Annotated in this window: 16 protein-coding genes; 4 read left to right on the plus strand and 12 right to left on the minus strand. The window is 62.9% G+C overall.

Features of this window, described 5'->3' with window-relative positions; translation table 11 throughout:
- The 8 genes from GGQ99_RS00005 to GGQ99_RS00040 form a co-directional block, all read right to left on the minus strand.
- Positions 1-140 (minus strand): formate--tetrahydrofolate ligase (locus tag GGQ99_RS00005; protein WP_183259813.1); only part of this gene is annotated, 140 nt, incomplete at its 3' end.
- A 241-nt stretch (positions 141-381) separates the two neighbouring features.
- Positions 382-1,506: a DUF2333 family protein gene (locus GGQ99_RS00010; protein WP_183259816.1), complete on the minus strand. Its 1,125-nt coding sequence runs from the start codon at positions 1,504-1,506 to the stop codon at positions 382-384.
- 11 nt (positions 1,507-1,517) lie between these two features.
- Positions 1,518-2,804: a DUF6638 family protein gene (locus GGQ99_RS00015; RefSeq protein ID WP_183259817.1), complete on the minus strand. Its 1,287-nt coding sequence runs from the start codon at positions 2,802-2,804 to the stop codon at positions 1,518-1,520.
- 124 nt (positions 2,805-2,928) lie between these two features.
- Positions 2,929-3,342 (minus strand): endonuclease domain-containing protein, encoded by a 414-nt coding sequence (locus GGQ99_RS00020; protein ID WP_183259819.1) that lies wholly within the window; start codon positions 3,340-3,342, stop codon positions 2,929-2,931.
- 96 nt (positions 3,343-3,438) lie between these two features.
- Positions 3,439-5,349 carry an AAA family ATPase gene (locus tag GGQ99_RS00025; protein WP_183259820.1) on the minus strand — a complete coding sequence of 637 codons (1,911 nt, stop codon included), beginning with the start codon at positions 5,347-5,349 and terminating at the stop codon, positions 3,439-3,441.
- 174 nt (positions 5,350-5,523) lie between these two features.
- The gene (locus GGQ99_RS00030; RefSeq protein WP_183259822.1) at positions 5,524-6,669 is read right to left on the minus strand and encodes a hypothetical protein; all 1,146 of its coding nucleotides are present in this window, start codon (positions 6,667-6,669) and stop codon (positions 5,524-5,526) included.
- A gap of 223 nt (positions 6,670-6,892) precedes the next feature.
- Positions 6,893-7,981, minus strand: a complete 1,089-nt coding sequence (locus GGQ99_RS00035) for a hypothetical protein (RefSeq protein WP_108607266.1) — start codon at positions 7,979-7,981, stop codon at positions 6,893-6,895.
- Between the two features lie 105 nt (positions 7,982-8,086).
- Positions 8,087-8,701 carry a thymidine kinase gene (locus tag GGQ99_RS00040; RefSeq protein ID WP_183259824.1) on the minus strand — a complete coding sequence of 205 codons (615 nt, stop codon included), beginning with the start codon at positions 8,699-8,701 and terminating at the stop codon, positions 8,087-8,089.
- 215 nt (positions 8,702-8,916) lie between these two features.
- Between GGQ99_RS00040 and choX the strand changes: the two genes are divergently transcribed.
- The 3 genes from choX to choV all read left to right on the plus strand — a co-directional run bounded on the left by choX (position 8,917) and on the right by choV (position 12,014).
- Positions 8,917-9,852, plus strand: coding sequence for a choline ABC transporter substrate-binding protein (gene choX, locus GGQ99_RS00045; protein ID WP_108607268.1), 936 nt, complete (start codon positions 8,917-8,919; stop codon positions 9,850-9,852).
- Positions 9,853-9,981: 129 nt separating this feature from the next.
- On the plus strand, positions 9,982-10,836 hold the full coding sequence (gene choW / locus GGQ99_RS00050) for a choline ABC transporter permease subunit (protein ID WP_108607269.1): 855 nt from the start codon (positions 9,982-9,984) through the stop codon (positions 10,834-10,836).
- Positions 10,833-12,014 carry a choline ABC transporter ATP-binding protein gene (choV, locus tag GGQ99_RS00055; protein ID WP_108607270.1) on the plus strand — a complete coding sequence of 394 codons (1,182 nt, stop codon included), beginning with the start codon at positions 10,833-10,835 and terminating at the stop codon, positions 12,012-12,014. Before choW ends, choV begins: the two co-directional genes overlap by 4 nt.
- 189 nt (positions 12,015-12,203) lie before the next feature.
- On the opposite strand, the gene GGQ99_RS00060 is transcribed toward choV, so the two are convergent.
- The 4 genes from GGQ99_RS00060 to GGQ99_RS00075 form a co-directional block, all read right to left on the minus strand.
- On the minus strand, positions 12,204-12,716 hold the full coding sequence (locus GGQ99_RS00060; protein ID WP_183259826.1) for a hypothetical protein: 513 nt from the start codon (positions 12,714-12,716) through the stop codon (positions 12,204-12,206).
- Entirely contained in the window at positions 12,713-13,072 is a 360-nt protein-coding gene (locus GGQ99_RS00065; protein ID WP_183259828.1) for a hypothetical protein, read from the minus strand. The genes GGQ99_RS00060 and GGQ99_RS00065 overlap by 4 nt, the downstream gene beginning before the upstream one ends.
- Before the next feature lie 234 nt (positions 13,073-13,306).
- A complete protein-coding gene (locus GGQ99_RS00070) occupies positions 13,307-14,260 on the minus strand; it encodes a helix-turn-helix transcriptional regulator (protein ID WP_183259829.1) in 954 nt (317 codons plus the stop codon).
- A 153-nt stretch (positions 14,261-14,413) separates the two neighbouring features.
- Positions 14,414-14,767 (minus strand): DUF1428 domain-containing protein, encoded by a 354-nt coding sequence (locus tag GGQ99_RS00075; RefSeq protein ID WP_108607274.1) that lies wholly within the window; start codon positions 14,765-14,767, stop codon positions 14,414-14,416.
- A 199-nt stretch (positions 14,768-14,966) separates the two neighbouring features.
- Between GGQ99_RS00075 and clpS the strand changes: the two genes are divergently transcribed.
- Entirely contained in the window at positions 14,967-15,272 is a 306-nt protein-coding gene (gene clpS, locus GGQ99_RS00080) for an ATP-dependent Clp protease adapter ClpS (protein WP_108607275.1), read from the plus strand.
- The last annotated feature ends 106 nt before the right edge of the window (positions 15,273-15,378 follow it).

The following is a 15,378-nucleotide window of genomic DNA, read 5'->3' on the forward strand; positions in this document are numbered from 1 at the left end:
AACTCGGCCGAGATCTTGGCCTTGTCGTGGCCGTAAGGCAGCAGATGCTCGGTCGGAATGCCGATCTTGGCGCCGATCTCCTGGATCTGTTTCTTGTTTGCCGCGCGGGCAATTTGGATGTCGGTCTTGTGCTCGGCCATGACGGCTCCTCCGGAATTCAGACTTTGCGTGAGCGGGCAGCAGCACCCATGCTCGTGGGCGCATAGAAACGCGACACTACTCCGTGCTGCCGTCTCAAAACAGCCGCCCAATGCACGGATTGCGACAGGGCAAGAGAGCGAATAGGGAGTAGGGAATAGCGAGCAGGGAAGGTGGCGGGCGCGCAGAGCGTGTTGCGTTACCGTACTACTCCCTATTCGCTACTCACTGTTCGCCATTCGCTTATCTGCTCAGCACGTTGCTGATCTCGACGAGGTTCGAACGCACGCGCAGGATGTAGAAGCCCATCGTGATCAGGTGCGAGGGCATGAACCAGCCATCCTCGGCGCCGTTGGAAATGATGAACGGCTGGATGTTGAGCGCCGAACGTGTCTGCTGCTCCATCGTGTCCCACAGATTGTCGAGGTTGCGGGTGCGCAGCACGTCCTCGAAATCGGCATGCGTCGCCTTCAGCAGGCCGTAATAGCCGTAGAGCTGGCCATAGGCGAACCAGAAGCGGTCGTCGGCGCGAGGATCGAACCAGCCGTTGTTGAAGTTCTCGGCCCGGTCCTTAAGGATTGCCGAGGTCGCACCGATGTCGTTGGAAATGCGGTCGATGAACTGGATCAGGTTGTCGGCGCGGGCGTCGAACACCGCTTCGCATTTCTCGAGGCGGCCGTTGAAATTGTTGAGGCTCTTGATCGCCGAACGGTAGTAGCTCGGGGTCGGCGTCTTCGGACCGAACGGGGTCAGGCCGAAATACCAGGTGTATTCGTCGAACTGCATGTTGCCGCGGGCGTCCTGCAGGTCGGAATCGACCTGGCTGGTACCGCGCACGCGGCCGAGATTGTCGGCCAGCTCCGTCGTCGTGCGCCGGATTGCCTGGTTGATGCCGCGCTGGAACGAGGCCTTGTTGTCGAGAAACGGCGTCTTGTCCCAGGACAGGCCGAACAAGCCTGTCTTGTAGAGGATCATCGACGAGATCCAGGCATTCTCGTTGACGTTGAAATTGGTCAGTTCGGCCGAGATGTCGGCGATGGCCGAACGGCCGCAGGTGCGCGCGGTGTCGGTGCCGCCGCCGGCGACGACCTGCTCGCCGGCCGAAACGTTGCGGTTCTCGAAATTATGCGCCGCGACATAGTCGGGGTTGAAGTTGGTCCAGACCTGCGTGTTCCAGACGAAGTAACCGTAGAGCGCCACCAGGCCGAGGATGGCCGCGCCGAGGCCGCTCTTGAGGATCCAGCCGCGCTGGACGTACCAGCGACCGAGCCAGATGAACGGCAAGAGCAGGATGCCGATGACGAAGCCGAGGCCGCGGCCGATCAACTGGAATATCCGGGTGAAGAAACTCACGATCGGATCAAGCATATGGAACCCCCTCAGTCGGTCAGGCCGTAAAGCTGTGCGCGGAACGCTGCCTTGTCTTTCAGATATGAGCTTTTCAACGTGTCCACAACATTGGATCGCCAGGTCTCGCTGAGCTCTTCATAGTCCTTGTAGAAGCCTTGCTTGTTGAAGACATAGCGCGACACGAAGTCGGACGGCACGAATTCCGAGATCAGCCGGTTGGTCAGCCAGGCGTCGGGATGATCGGGCTTGGCGCGCACCACCAGGAAGCGATGCAGCGGAAATACGTCTTCGAGCCTGAGCTGTCCGAGCTGGGAGATCTCGCGCTTGGCGCCGTTGAGGAAGGGGAAGGTGCCGTCGCTGTTGATCGCGTCGGCATGGCTGTGGATCCAGGTCTGCAGCCAGACTTTGTCGACCTTGCCCAGGTCGCGCTTCGGCTCGGCGGCGCGGATCAGCGCCCTGACCGCCATCTCGGCCCGGTGCTCGAGATAGCCGGAGCTTTCGATCCACGAAGCGCGCGGCAGGTCGAGGCGCCCGGTAGAGGCCAGGAACTTGAACACCTTGTCGGCGTCGCGGATCGACAGGTAGCTCACCTGCCATGGCCGCGAGCGGCGGAAGCCAGGTGCCGATGGATCGGAGATCACCGTCGTCACGTCGCGGTCGACGAAGACGTAGAGCCCGCCGAAATGGCTGGTCCAGAAGGCGTTGTGGCGGAAGATCACCTGGTCGGGCACCAGCGCGTTCTCGCGGATGTCGCCGCAGACCTTGGCGAGCTCGACCATGCGCGTGAGCATTTCGTCGTCGCGCCAGGCCTCGGGCTCCTGCTTCAGCTTGTCGACCAGCTTGCCGAGCTCGGCGGCCTTGCCGAGCACGTCCTCGGCCGACAGCACGCGGAACTCGACCTGGTTGATCGATAGAAGGTCCTCGATGTCTTCGACCTTGGACACCGAGTCCTCGATCTCGCCGTAGATCACGTCCTTGATCGTCAGCGCGTCGATGGCGCGCTGGTTCTTGGTCATGAACTCGAAGACCAGCTGCGAGGTGTTGGAAAACGCCGTGTGCACGACCGGCAGGTCGATCTGCGACGGCGTCAGGATGATGAAGCGGCGGTTGACCTCGTTGGGGTCGAGATACTGGTAGTCGCCCAGTTCCTCGGCGATCTCGGGCGAAAAGCCGGTGCGGTCGATCTCGAAGCTCTTGAGCTTGGTCGGTTTCAGCCCGAAGGCGGTCAGCGCCTTGTTGTAGCGGTCGATCAGATGCGGTTCGTCGACCGGCAACAGCCGGCCGTAGATGAGTTCGTTGTCGCGCAGGAGGTCCATTAGGATTGCCCCTCACCCTTACCCTCTCCCCGTGAAGGACGGGGAGAGGGGGGCGTGAACGTTGACGACTCCCTCTCCCCGTCCTTCACGGGGAGAGGGTAAGGGTGAGGGGCGGCTGCGGCCTTCAAGATACGGTCTCCCGATAGTCCGCTGCGGGCATGAAGCGCAACTCCCACGTCTCAGTGGCGTCGAGCCGTTGTTCCAGGGCCGCAAGTATAGTGTCGACCACCTTGTCTACTTCACGCAGCGCATCAACGTTCCAAAAACGCAGGACTGACCAGCCGTGCTCCAGCATGAATTGATCACGGCTGCGATCATAGACGCTTTCCGCATGGTGGCTGCCGTCTAGTTCAACAACAAGATGTTCTTCCCGGCACGCGAAGTCGGCAAAGTAAGAGCCAATTGGCAGCTGCCGGGTGAACTTCGCGCCACCGAGTTGCCGATTCTTGATAGCCAGCCAGAGTGCCTTCTCGGCATCGTTGTCGGCCTTACGAAGCGAACGCGCTCTGTTGGTTCTGGCAGGTTGTGGGCCACGCATCAGATCGCCCCTCACCCTTACCCTCTCCCCGTGAAGAACGGGGAGAGGGGGGCGTCAGCGTTGCGCACCGACTCCGTGAACGGGGAGAAGGAAAGATCACGCATTCCACAGCCCCTTCGCCTTCAGCTCTTCCATCTCCTTCGCCGCGCGTTCGCGCAGCCGCGCATCGCGGAGCAGCTTGGATACCGCCGCATCGTCCGACTTGTCGGAGTAGCGGAATTCCGAGTCGGCGTAGCGGTTGATCTCCTGCATCACCATGTCCATCGAGAACGGTCCGCGCAGCTCCTCGATCATCGCCTTCTTCTCGTCGTAGCCCTTGTGCATGAAGGCTTCCGGCTTTTCGAACCAGTCCTCCGGCAGCTCGATGTCCATGGCGCGCATTTTGATCGCGTCGGTGACGTTCTTGATGGCGCGGCCAGTGAAGCGCGGTTCGGCTTCCTTGATCATGTGCAAGTAGGTGCCGACGTCAGCTAGCGACTTGGGCGCGCCATTGTCCTTCATGAAGCGGTCGTAGACCTTTTCCAGCCCATCTTCCTGCGGCCTGGCATGCTCTTCATAGGCCTCGGTCACGGCGCGCTGGATCTGCTGCGCGGCATAGAGCTCGTGCTCGCCGAGCGGGATCTTGTGGTTCTTGCCGGCGAGCAGCACGAAGATGTCGATGTAGTCGTCGCGGGTCTGCGGGCCGTCGACCAGCCAGCGGGCGCCGGCGCGCTGGCGCAGCGCGTCATCGACATTTTCGGGATAGTTGGAGAACATGCCGAAGGAGCAGTTGCCGCGCACGACGGTGCCGGCGCCTGCGAAGGCGTCCATCAGAACGCCGGTGATTTCCTGCTGGCCGGCAGACGCCCGATCATCGGAGCGCTTGGCCGCCACCTGGTCGATGTCGTCGATGGTGCCAAAGCCGATGGCGCGCGGGTTGAGCACGTTGTTGATGAACTGGCGGCAGTTCTGGCCCGACTTGCCCTGGTAAGACGAGATCTGGTCGACGCCGAAATTCTCGTAGGCGAAGGGGTAGCCGGCGACCTGGCAGTAGTTGTTGACCAGGCCGGCGATCATCTGGATCAGCGTCGTCTTGCCGGTGCCGGGCGCGCCGTCGCCGATGAAGGTGAACAGGAAACCGCCAAGCTCGACGAACGGGTTCAGCTCGCGGTCGAAATCATAGGCCATCAGCATCTTGGCCAGCCTGACCGACTGGAACTTGGCGATGTGGTTGCCGACGACCTCCTGCGGCTTCTTGAAGGTCATCACCAGCGGCTTCGACTTCTTGCCCGGTGCGACGTCGAAGCCGTCGAGGGTGAAGTCGTCGGCGTCGATGCGGATATGGGCGTTCTCGAAGGCGCCGAGCCCGTCGAAGCGGCCCTTGCGCTGCAAAAGGCCCTCGATCGCGACACGAGCGAAGGCGCGGCCGCGCGTCAGAAGATCGGCATCGTCCTTGGCGCCCGAAAGCGCGCGGTCGAGGCCCGAGACGATCGATTTCACCGCATCCTGCGGCGTGTCGAACAGGAAGTCAGGTTCGGTGACATCGTTGGGCGCTTCGCCGTCGCTGTCGATCAGCTGGGCGAGATAGGAGGCAAGTGTGAAGGCTGCGACATAGGCCGAGGCCGACAGCAGCTTCTTGAAATGGCTGGCTTCGTCGCCTTCCAGCGGCGTCCGCGCATTCTTGGCCTGCAGCGCCTCGAGATCGGTCGAGCGCGAGAACACGTCGGAGACGGCCAGCGCCACCGCAATGCCGCGGCGGGCGCGGAACAGCAGGGTGTGCTGGGGGATCGACATCAGCTGGTCGTCGGGGCGGATGGCTGCGACGGTCTTCTGCAGCTCGACCTCGCGCGTCTTGCGGATCGAGCCGGTCGACACAGTGGAGACAAAGCGCCGGTTGGTGCCGGCCAGTGCCGTACCCGACTGGCCGGAGGAATCCTCCAGCACGACGATGCGGGTGATGAAGCTCTGCGCGGTGGCGCGGTGCTTTTCGATGTCGGCTTCCGAAATCGCAGTCAGGCCGGTGTCCATTGAACCCTCGCTCGTTCAGGGGAGCGTTGGCGCTGCCCCTCATCCCCTGCCGGACCTTCTCCCCGTGAGGACGGGGAGAAGGAGGCTGACCGCGCCGTCGACGCCTCCCTCTCCCCGTTCTTCACGGGGAGAGGGTAAGGGTGAGGGGCCGAGCCAACCCAAGCCGGTCGCGCGCTACACATCGCTAATCACCTGTCCCTTCGACAGGATGTGCACCTTGTACCCGCCAAAGATCTTCTCGGCTTCGCCGGCGGCATAGAGCGCCTGGTAGGCCTCGTGCGGGATTAGCGCGTGCTTCTCGTAGCTCGACACCCCCTGGCGCGCGGCTTCGAGATCGTCGGTGTTGATGAAGAATTCCTCGCTCGCCGGCTCGCTCGACCACAGGCCCTTGCGCCCCGGCTTCTCGGCCTTGGAATAGACCTCCTGGATGGTCCAGGTCAGCAGCCAGGCGTTTTCGGCCTTGCGCACCTTGGACAGCACTTCGGCCACCGCCGAATTGTGCTCGGTGATGCCGGCCGAATAGAACGGGCCGAGCACCAGCCGCCTGAGCTGCTTGGGGTGCAGTTCGGGGAAATCCTTGTCGAGATTGGTAGCAATCGTCAGCGGCGACAGCGAGTAGGCCGAGTTCTTCTCGGTGAAGTCGTCGAAACGGTGGGCCAGGTCGGGATTGAGCAGGCCGTCGACGGGCAGGGGAATGTCGATCTTCTCGTTGAGCTTGCCGTTGTTGTCGACCAGTTGCTCGACCATCGCCTCGGATGAATCCTCGACCGTGGCCATATAGATCATCGGCAGGTTGGCGCTGCCGTCGAAGCTGCCCCAATGGACGAGATAATAGGGCCGCATCGACTTCGGGTTGACCGACACCTTGGCCGTCTGCGCCAGGATGAACGGGCTGAAGGTCACGCCGTCCTTGACGTCCTCGAGATACAGCCGCTCGGCCATCGAGCGTTGCAGCGCCTCGGGGAATTCCTTGTGGCGCAGGATGAAGTCGGCCATCTCCTCGCGCAGCTCGCCGGGCGGGGGGATGCTGGCCAGACGCTGCGCCGCCGTCTTGCGGTCGTTTTCCAGTTCCAGCACGTTCTGGAACACCGGAAAACCGCTTTCGGCGCGCGAAATCTTGAAGGTCTCCATGAAGCCCAGCCGGTTGCGCCAGCAAGCGAACGACCGCTCCAGCCGCGAGATGTACTCGGCCGCGATCTTCGCCACGATGCCGTGCCTGTAGAGCGGCGAGCGGTCGTCGCGCATGAAGATTTCCAGCCCGCTCAGCGCCGCCTTGATCGCATCGAAATAGCGGACGGCCGGGTCGTCGGTGGGGGTCATGGGTGAAATCTCGAATGCATGGGCTCGACGTTGCCCCCCTCTGTCCTGCCGGACATCTCCACCACAAGGGGGGAGATCAGCCGCCATCTGCGCCTTTGCCCCACTTTCAACGCCGAAGATTGGCGAAGTCTGAGCTGCTGCCTGATCTCCCCCCTTGTGGGGGAGATGGCCGGCAGGCCAGAGGGGGGCGCGACGGAGCGCAGGGCTCTCATCTGAATAGTCGTTACGACTGCACGTAGTCCGAAGCGTTGTGCTTCTTCAGCACGTCGTCGAAGCGGCGGGCAAAGGCGTCGTCGGCCAGCTTCTTGCGGCGCTGGATGTCGGCAGTCGCTACCATGTTCTTCTCGTGCATTTCGAGCAGGTCGCCGATGTGCTTCTGGGCGGCCGCACCGATGCCGGCCATCGTCTCCTCGGCGGTGTTGTCGACCTTGGAACCCAGCGTGTTGATCTTGTGGGCGACGTCCTGCTGGGCCGCGGTCTTCAGCGAGTCCTCCAGCGCCTTGTAGAGCACGATGCGCTGTTCGGTATCGATGGTCAGCTTGTTGATCAGCGTGTTCTGCGCCGCGATCTGGTTGTTCAGCGAATCGACGAAGGTCTGGAACATCGAGGTATAGCGCTCGAGCGTCTGGCTCTCGGCCAGAAGTTCCTGCTCCTTGGCCTGCTTCTCGTTGTATTCGGTGGCGAGCTTGGAGCGTTCGGATTCGAGGTCGGTGCGCTCCTTCTGGCTGGTCGACGCCGCGATCTTGTTTTCGATGTCGAGGAGAAGCGGATTCAACTCCTCGATGCGCTTCTGGACCGCCTCAAGATTGGACATCGTCGACTTGCGGCGCTCGATCACCTGGGACAGGCTGGTCTCCGAGGTCTTGTAGCGCGCGTCGAGCACGTCCTTCTGCGCCTTCAGGATGCCGACGATGGTGTCGGACTTGACCAGGAGCTCCTGCAGGTTGCCGGCCAGCGACATGTTGCGCACACGGTCGGTGCGCATGCGCTGCTTGCTCGAATCGGAGAAGATGCCGACGAAGGTTTCCCAGCCGGTGAAGCTCTTCATACTCTCGAATTCGGAGCCGAACACGTTGGTGGCGTCTTCAAGGCCGATGATCAGGTCGGCGATGTTGCCTTCCATCACCTTCTGCTGCTTGAGAACGTCCTGGATGCGCGCATTCTCGATGTCGAAATCGCTGGCGCCGATCTTCTCGTCAGTCTTGGCGATGGTGTCGAGCACGGTGCCCGATTTTTCGATCTTGGTCCGCATTTCTTCCACGACCTGCTTGGTCTTGGCGATTTCGGCATCGAAATTCTGCAGCGTTGCCATACGTTCCTCCGGTGTCGAATGCGGGACAGTGGCGCCGAATATATGTGCCGCATCTATCGATTGAAAGACGCAAGCGCCCGGCGAAAACATTTAAGGCGAAGCTACTTAGCTCCGCGATGCAAATCCGATGAAATCATCTGGCTGGGCGCGGCCCATCTCTTCTTCCCAGTGGCGCCGGCACAAGGAGACATAGACATCCTTGCCGATTGCCACCTGCTCGCCCTGGCGCGCCACCTTGCCGTCGGGGCCGAGGCGGACCACCATAGTCGCCTTGCGGCCGCAACGGCAGATGGTGCGCACCTCGCGTAAATCGTCGGCGATGGCGAGCAAAGCGCGCGAACCGCTGAACAAATTGCCCTGGAAATCGGTGCGCAGGCCGTAGCACATGACCGGGATATTCAGCCGGTCGGCAACCCGCGCCAGTTGCCAGACCTGTTCTTCTTCAAGGAACTGCGCCTCGTCGACGAAGATGCAATGCACTGTCGTATGATCGTGGTGCTCGGCGATACGGGCGAGCAGGTCGTCGCCGTGGCGGAACATTTCGGCGCCGGCCTCGAGGCCGATGCGCGACGAGATGTAGCCGGTGTCGCCCTTGCTGTAGTGGCCGGCGACGAACAGCATCGTCGTCATGCCGCGCTCGCGGTAGTTGTAGGACGCCTGCAGAAGCATGGTCGTCTTGCCGGCGTTCATCGTGGCATAGTGGAAGTAGAGCTTGGCCATGTGCTTCCTTAAGCCCAAGCTGGCGGGCGCGGGGAGAGGGCAGCTTCGCCATCCACCGCAAAAAACCTTCGCGATGTCGCTGATGGATCAGCCCGCGGCGTGTGTCGCTGCGTCATGTCACTTGAATCCAAAGGAAAATGGTGTTTGGCTCGCGACAAAGACGAACAACAACACTATCGCGTTGCCGTTAAAAATACGAATGGGAGAATCTACATATGTCGCGCATGATAACACTCGCCGCCGCCATCGGCGTGTCGGCGGTCATGACTGCCGGTGCCGCTTACGCGGGGGACGCCGAGAGCTGCAAGAAAGTGCGCCTGTCCGATGTCGGCTGGACCGACATCCAGGCCACCACCGGCGTTGCCTCGGTGCTGCTGACCGCAATGGGCTATGAGCCGGAGGTCATCCAGCTTTCGGTGCCGGTTACCTACGCCTCGCTCAAGAACAACGACCTCGACGTCTTCCTCGGCAACTGGATGCCGTCGATGACCAGCGACATCAAGGATTACACCGCCGAAGGTTCGGTAGAGACCGTCAGCAAGAACCTCGACGGCGCCGGCTACGGCCTTGTCGTCCCAACCTATGTCGCTGAAGGCGGCGTCAAGACGCTGACCGACCTCGGCAAGTTCAAGGACAAGTTCGGCGGCAAGATCTACGGCATCGAAGCGGGCAATGACGGCAACCGCATCATCCTCGAAATGCTGGGCAAGGCGGAGAACAATCTCGCCGGCTTCGAGCTGGTCGAATCGTCCGAAGCCGGCATGCTGACGCAGGCCGAGCAGGCGATGAAGGACAATCAGTGGATCGTCTTCCTCGGCTGGACGCCGCATCCTGTCATGGGCGAGATGAAGATCGCCTATCTCGACGGCATGGGCGACTCGGGCTTCGGCGCTGCCACCGTGCACACCAACGTGCGCAAGGGCTACGTCGCCGAGTGCCCGAATGTCGGCAAGTTCATCACCAACCTGTCGTTCGACCTGTCGATGGAAAACACCATGATGGACGCGATCCTGAAAGGCGGCAATGCCAATGACGTCGCCAAGGAGTGGCTCAAGGCAAATCCCGACGCGGCCACCAAGTGGCTCGACGGCGTCACCACCTTCGATGGCGGCGATGCTTCGGCTGCGGTGAAGGCGGCGCTGGCAAGCTAAGCCTGCGTCCTTGCCGACAAAATGACATGATGAAGGGCAGCGAAGCGAGACAGCTGCCCTTTTTCGTATCAAGTTAAGCGAGAAGCGCCGGCGCGACCGGTGCCTGCGAAAGCAATAGAGAGGGGACAGATGGATCCGGTATCGAGCTTGCTGGCCGCCTACAAGATTCCGATCGGCCTTTGGGGTAAGGCATTCTTCACTTTCCTCACCGACAACTTCAACGCCATCTTCCGCGGCTTTTCCAACGGCCTCAACCTGCTGCTCGATGGGCTGGTCGATGCGCTGCTGCTGTTGCCGCCGGTCGCGCTGGTCGCGCTCATCGCGCTGCTGGCCTGGTATCTCCAGCGCTCGCGGGCGCTGGCGATCGGCGTCGCACTGGGGCTGTTGTTCATCATCAACCAGGGCCTCTGGAAGCAAACGGTGGAAACGCTGGTGCTGGTCGTCGCCGCAGCCGCAGCCTCGATGCTGATCGGCGTGCCGCTCGGCATCTGGGCCGCGCACAAGCCCAAGGTCTACCGCGTCATGCTGCCGGTGCTCGACCTGATGCAGACGCTGCCGACCTTCGTCTACCTGATCCCGGTGCTCACTTTGTTCGGCCTCGGCAACGCGCCCGGCCTGATCGTCACCATCATCTTCGTCATCCCGACGGCGGTGCGTCTCACCCACCTCGGCGTCGTTTCGGTGCCAAAGGCCATCATCGAGGCCGGCGAGGCGTTCGGCGCCACCAAGCGGCAGCTGTTGTGGAAGGTCGAGTTGCCGGCGGCGCTGCCCACCATCATGGCGGGGCTGACGCAGTGCATCATGCTGTCGCTGTCGATGGTGGTGTTCGCCGCCCTCATCGGCGCCGGAGGCCTCGGAACGGAAATCAACCGCGCGCTCGGCTCACGCAAGATCGACCTCGGGCTTGAGGCGGGGCTGGCAATCGTGGTTCTCGCCATCGTGCTCGACCGGATGACGCGTATCGGCGTGGGAGGCAAGAAATGAACATTGCCGTCGATTTCAAGAATGTCGACATCGTCTTCGGTAACGACACCAAAGGCTCGCTCAATCTGATCGACAGCGGCGCCAGCCGCGCCGAGATCCTCGAAAAGACCGGCAACGTGCTCGGCTGCGCGGGTGCCAATCTCACCGTCAACGAGGGCGAGATCTCGGTGCTGATGGGCTTGTCCGGTTCGGGCAAGTCGACGCTGCTGCGTGCCGTCAACCGCCTCAACATCGTCTCGCGCGGCCAGGTCATGGTCAAAGACGGCGACAAGATGGTCGACGTCGTCTCCTGCGACGAGGCCACGCTGCGGCGGCTGCGCCAGCATCAGGTCGCCATGGTGTTCCAGCAGTTCGGCCTGCTGCCCTGGCGCACGGTCGAGGAGAATGTCGGCCTCGGCCTCGAACTTGCCGGCATGCCGGAAGCCGAGCGCAAGCAGAAGGTCGGCAAGCAGCTCGACCTCGTCAACCTGACGCCCTGGGCGAAGAAATACGCCCATGAGCTTTCGGGCGGCATGCAGCAGCGCGTCGGCCTAGCGCGTGCCTTCGCCACCGAGGCGCCGATCCTTCTGATGGACGAGCCGTTTTCGGCGCTCGATCCGCTGATCCGCACCAAGCTGCAGGACGAGCTGCTGCAGCTGCAGAAGACGCTGAAGAAGACGATCATCTTCGTCAGCCACGATCTCGAGGAAGCGCTGAAGATCGGCAACACCATCACCATCATGGAAGGCGGGCGCATCGTCCAGTCCGGACCGCCCGAGGACATCGTGCTGCGTCCGGCCAACGACTATGTCCGCGACTTCATCGCCAATGTGAACCCGCTGTCGGTGCTGACGGCATGGAACGTCATGCGCGACCGCCGCGATCTCGAAGATGCGGGGAAGGGCTGGGTCTGGCTCGACCGGCGCAAGACGACACGCTTCAAGATCGACGCGCAGGGTCTTGTCGCCGCCGCCGAGCGCAACGGCCAGCCGGCCGTATGGGTGTCCGTCGACGACATCGAAAAATCGTCCGACGAGGCCTCGCACGTGTTCTGGGCCAAGCCCGGAACCTCGCTCAAGTTGGTGATGCTCGCCATGCACCGCTCGCAGACGTCGCCTGTGGCGCTGTTCGACGACCAGTCGCGCTTCGTCGGCGCCATCGGTATCCGCGATGTGCTATCGGCGGTGCTCAGGCGGTAGCGATCTTTTCCTTCTCCCCTTGTGGGAGAAGGTGGATCGGCGCGCAGCGCCGAGACGGATGAGGGGTGTTGGCCGGAGTGCTACCACCCCTCAGCGCGGGGTGTCATGCGTCGCGCTTCGTCCAACACCCCTCATCCGCCTTCACTCCGTTCAGGCACCTTCTCCCACAGGGGGAGAAGGTAAGAAGCCTCACTCTTCCTGGTCGCCCAACAACTCGTTCAGCCTGGCCGCATAAGGCTGCACGGCGTCGACATATTTCTCGCCTTCGGCGCGCAGTGCCCGTGTCTCGGCGATCTTGGTCTCGACGAAGCTGCGCATCTCGGCCTTCTGCTCGTCATTCAGATCGCTGGCATCGACTCTTTCCGTCAGGCCCGAGAATGTGGCTTCGAACCTTTCGGTGGCGATTGTCGCGAGATAACCCCGGAAGGTGGCGTCGAGCGCCTGCTTCCAGGTTTCGCGGCTGAAACCGGCCTTGGCGATGCGGCCCTCGAGGCCGGCATCGTCGTCGAACCATTGGTCGGCCTCCTCTTCGTCATAGGCGAGGCGGCCGAGTTCCGGCTCCAACTCGGTGAGCAGCTGCACCACCTTGCCGACCTCATCGAACGTCAATGCCCGAGCCGGCAGCACGAACGCGCCGAGGGCTAGGCTTGCCGCCAGCAGACTGCCGGCGAGATGGCGCTTGAGCAGGGAAAGCCCGGTCATCCCATGCACTCCGCTTCCAGTGCCTTGCCGGCATCGTCCTGGGCCTTGGCCTGCATCAGCGAACCGCCGACAGACGCGGCCTGCGCGGCGATCGCGCCGCCGCGACCAAGGCCGCCGAAGCCGCCGACCATCGAAAGCGCGCCGCCGAGCATGGCGGCGTTGGTCTGCGCCTTGGTCGCCTTGCGCATGGCTTCCTCGCAGCGCTGTTCGGCCGTCATCTTCCCGGCTTTGCCTTTGGGCGCGACCTGGGCCGCCGCCTCAGGCGCTCCGGCTGTTGTCGTCGTGCTGGTTGTCGAGGTCGTCTGGCTGCAGGCGGCGAGCACGCCGCACAACATCAATGCAATCGCTGTTTTCATGGATCTCTCGATTTCGCTGGAGATGGCGCGAACTCCGTGGAGACGGCCCATGCGCGGACCGCCGACTCTGCCCAGTCGGCGGTCCGGCGATGGCCGGCCACGCATGCGTTCGAAGAGCGCCCCCGCCCGTCGGATGCATCGGTCCGCCACGGCACTGCTCTACGACGGCGCGGCTGGCGCGGTCTTGGCTGGGGACGAACAGATGCGGACTGGTGCGAACCGGAAAGGCCCGAACTACTGGCGGCGGCGCAGGGCTGCGGCCTTGATCTCCTTCGGCGTCGTGCCGAAGCGCTGCCTAAAGGCACGGTTGAAATAGGACAGGTCGCCAAAGCCGGCGTCGAAGGCAATGGCCGAGATCGTGGCTGCGCCGCCATTGCCGAGCGAACGGACGGCGAGGTCGAGCCGGGCATCGCGCAGGAACTCGGAGAAGGTCGAGCCTTCCTGCTCGAACAGCCGCTGGATATAGCGCGGGGTCACGCCCTGACGCCGGGCTATTACGCTGACGTTCAGTTCGGGATCGGTCAGGTAGCGTAGCACCTCGGCCTTGACCAGTTCCAGCCGCGCGGCACCCAGGCTGGCGCGCACCGGTTCGGCGGCGGCGTTCGTCGCGCCTTGCACGACGAGGGCCGCGAGGTCGTAGAGATGATTGCCGGCAAGCGTACGACCGGCTTCGCCGTCGGGTGCTGCGGCGCGCAGCAGGTCGGCATATCCAGTCAGCAGCGCGGCACCCCCGGCTTGCGCCGGAATGTGGTGAAACGCTTGCATGCGGACACGGGGCGCTATCGCTGCAAGCCGCGCCTCGTTCAGGGCCACGACCTTGAGCAGCGTGTTCGGCAAGGCGAAAGCCATGGCCGTGGCCTCGTTGACCAGGGTGATGTCGCCGGCCCTGATCGACAGCGGCGGCTTGCCGGCGATTGCGACCTCATAATCCGTGGTATGGATGGTCATCAGATAGTCTTGGCGGCCGTCTGCGGCCATCAGGTCCCTGGGGCGTTCACCGAGCACAGCCGAATAGCACGCGGTTCCGATCGTCGTGCCGGCGTCGAGGAAGTAGGCGGAGACGTCGAACGCAAAGCTGTCGGCATCGGCTGGCCGGAAGCGCAGGCCCGCGACATGGCGGGCGACGAAATCGTGCAGGTAGGACAGGCGGTCTCGTGCGGGAACGTCAAAAGTCGTAAGGCGCTGCATCGAACGGTTCCATCTCAGCGTGCATGATCTACCTATGCGCGAAACGAATTGCGCATTCAGCCTATGCGGGTTGCTGTTATTGACGGAACGTCTGATGCGGTCAAGCGGGCGGCCGCCGGCTGCTGCCGGCAACCGCCATTGCTTCGGGCGCCTTCAGCTTTCGATGAACGGCTTGAAGCCGCCATAGATCATGCGCTTGCCGTCGAACGGCCATGACGCCGGATCGCCCTGCAAGCGCGGGTCGGCCATCACCTTCTTCATGATCTCGTCGCGTTCCTCGCGCGAGCGGTAGACGATCCATGAGAAGACGACAATCTCGTCGTCCGTGGCCTGCACCGCGCGGGGAAACGAGGTGACTTCGCCATAGGGCACGTCGTCGGCCAGGCACTCGACATAGGCGATTGCGCCGTGGTCCTTCCAGACCTCGCTCCCGGTGCGCGCCATCTCCTTGTAGGCCTCGATCTTGCCTTTCGGCACGGCGAGCAGGAACCCATCGACATAGGACATGCTTCTTCTCCTCGTGTTGTGACATTGCAAGGACGAACGGCCGGTGCCCTTTCCGACATCCGTGTCCAACTTTTTTCGTCGGGCCTGCCTCTCAATGGCCGGGTACGGCGATGGTTCCGGCCGCAGGGCTGGGTGCGGCGTTGCGGAGCGGGTCGATCGATCCCATACTGTGGAAGCCCGCGCATGAGGCTCGCTTGCCATGCCCGAAATCACCACTGCTCCCCACACCAAGGTCAGCCCGAAGACCGAGCGACCGAAGCTACACAAGGTCATCCTGCTCAACGACGACTTCACGCCGCGCGACTTTGTCGTCACGGTGCTGAAGGGCGAGTTCCACATGTCGGAGGACCAAGCGCATCGGGTGATGATCACCGCCCATCAGCGTGGCGTCTGCGTCGTCGCGGTGTTCACCCGGGACGTCGCCGAGACCAAGGCGACGCGGGCGACCGAGGCTGGAAAGGCCAAGGGCTACCCGCTGCAATTCACCACCGAACCGGAGGAATGAGAGGCACCCGCAAGGCCGGGCCGACGATATTTGGCTTATCGAGCGTCGAACGCCTGCAGGGCAGGGGACCATGGCGCCGAAACTGGAGGTAAGGGCGACCGCCCTA

Source organism: Aminobacter niigataensis (assembly GCF_014200015.1).
GTDB classification, from domain to species: Bacteria; Pseudomonadota; Alphaproteobacteria; order Rhizobiales; family Rhizobiaceae; genus Aminobacter; species Aminobacter niigataensis.

Excerpts from the sequence above, each read along its gene's own strand:
- GGQ99_RS00010 (WP_183259816.1), bottom strand. The coding sequence starts at position 1,506 with ATGCTTGATCCGATCGTGAGTTTCTTCACCCGGATATTCCAGTTGATC.
- GGQ99_RS00015 (WP_183259817.1), bottom strand. The coding sequence starts at position 2,804 with ATGGACCTCCTGCGCGACAACGAACTCATCTACGGCCGGCTGTTGCCG.
- GGQ99_RS00020 (WP_183259819.1), bottom strand. The coding sequence starts at position 3,342 with ATGCGTGGCCCACAACCTGCCAGAACCAACAGAGCGCGTTCGCTTCGT.
- GGQ99_RS00025 (WP_183259820.1), bottom strand. The coding sequence starts at position 5,349 with ATGGACACCGGCCTGACTGCGATTTCGGAAGCCGACATCGAAAAGCAC.
- GGQ99_RS00030 (WP_183259822.1), bottom strand. The coding sequence starts at position 6,669 with ATGACCCCCACCGACGACCCGGCCGTCCGCTATTTCGATGCGATCAAG.
- GGQ99_RS00035 (WP_108607266.1), bottom strand. The coding sequence starts at position 7,981 with ATGGCAACGCTGCAGAATTTCGATGCCGAAATCGCCAAGACCAAGCAG.
- GGQ99_RS00040 (WP_183259824.1), bottom strand. The coding sequence starts at position 8,701 with ATGGCCAAGCTCTACTTCCACTATGCCACGATGAACGCCGGCAAGACG.
- choX (WP_108607268.1), top strand. The coding sequence starts at position 8,917 with ATGTCGCGCATGATAACACTCGCCGCCGCCATCGGCGTGTCGGCGGTC.
- choW (WP_108607269.1), top strand. The coding sequence starts at position 9,982 with ATGGATCCGGTATCGAGCTTGCTGGCCGCCTACAAGATTCCGATCGGC.
- choV (WP_108607270.1), top strand. The coding sequence starts at position 10,833 with ATGAACATTGCCGTCGATTTCAAGAATGTCGACATCGTCTTCGGTAAC.
- GGQ99_RS00060 (WP_183259826.1), bottom strand. The coding sequence starts at position 12,716 with ATGACCGGGCTTTCCCTGCTCAAGCGCCATCTCGCCGGCAGTCTGCTG.
- GGQ99_RS00065 (WP_183259828.1), bottom strand. The coding sequence starts at position 13,072 with ATGAAAACAGCGATTGCATTGATGTTGTGCGGCGTGCTCGCCGCCTGC.
- GGQ99_RS00070 (WP_183259829.1), bottom strand. The coding sequence starts at position 14,260 with ATGCAGCGCCTTACGACTTTTGACGTTCCCGCACGAGACCGCCTGTCC.
- GGQ99_RS00075 (WP_108607274.1), bottom strand. The coding sequence starts at position 14,767 with ATGTCCTATGTCGATGGGTTCCTGCTCGCCGTGCCGAAAGGCAAGATC.
- clpS (WP_108607275.1), top strand. The coding sequence starts at position 14,967 with ATGCCCGAAATCACCACTGCTCCCCACACCAAGGTCAGCCCGAAGACC.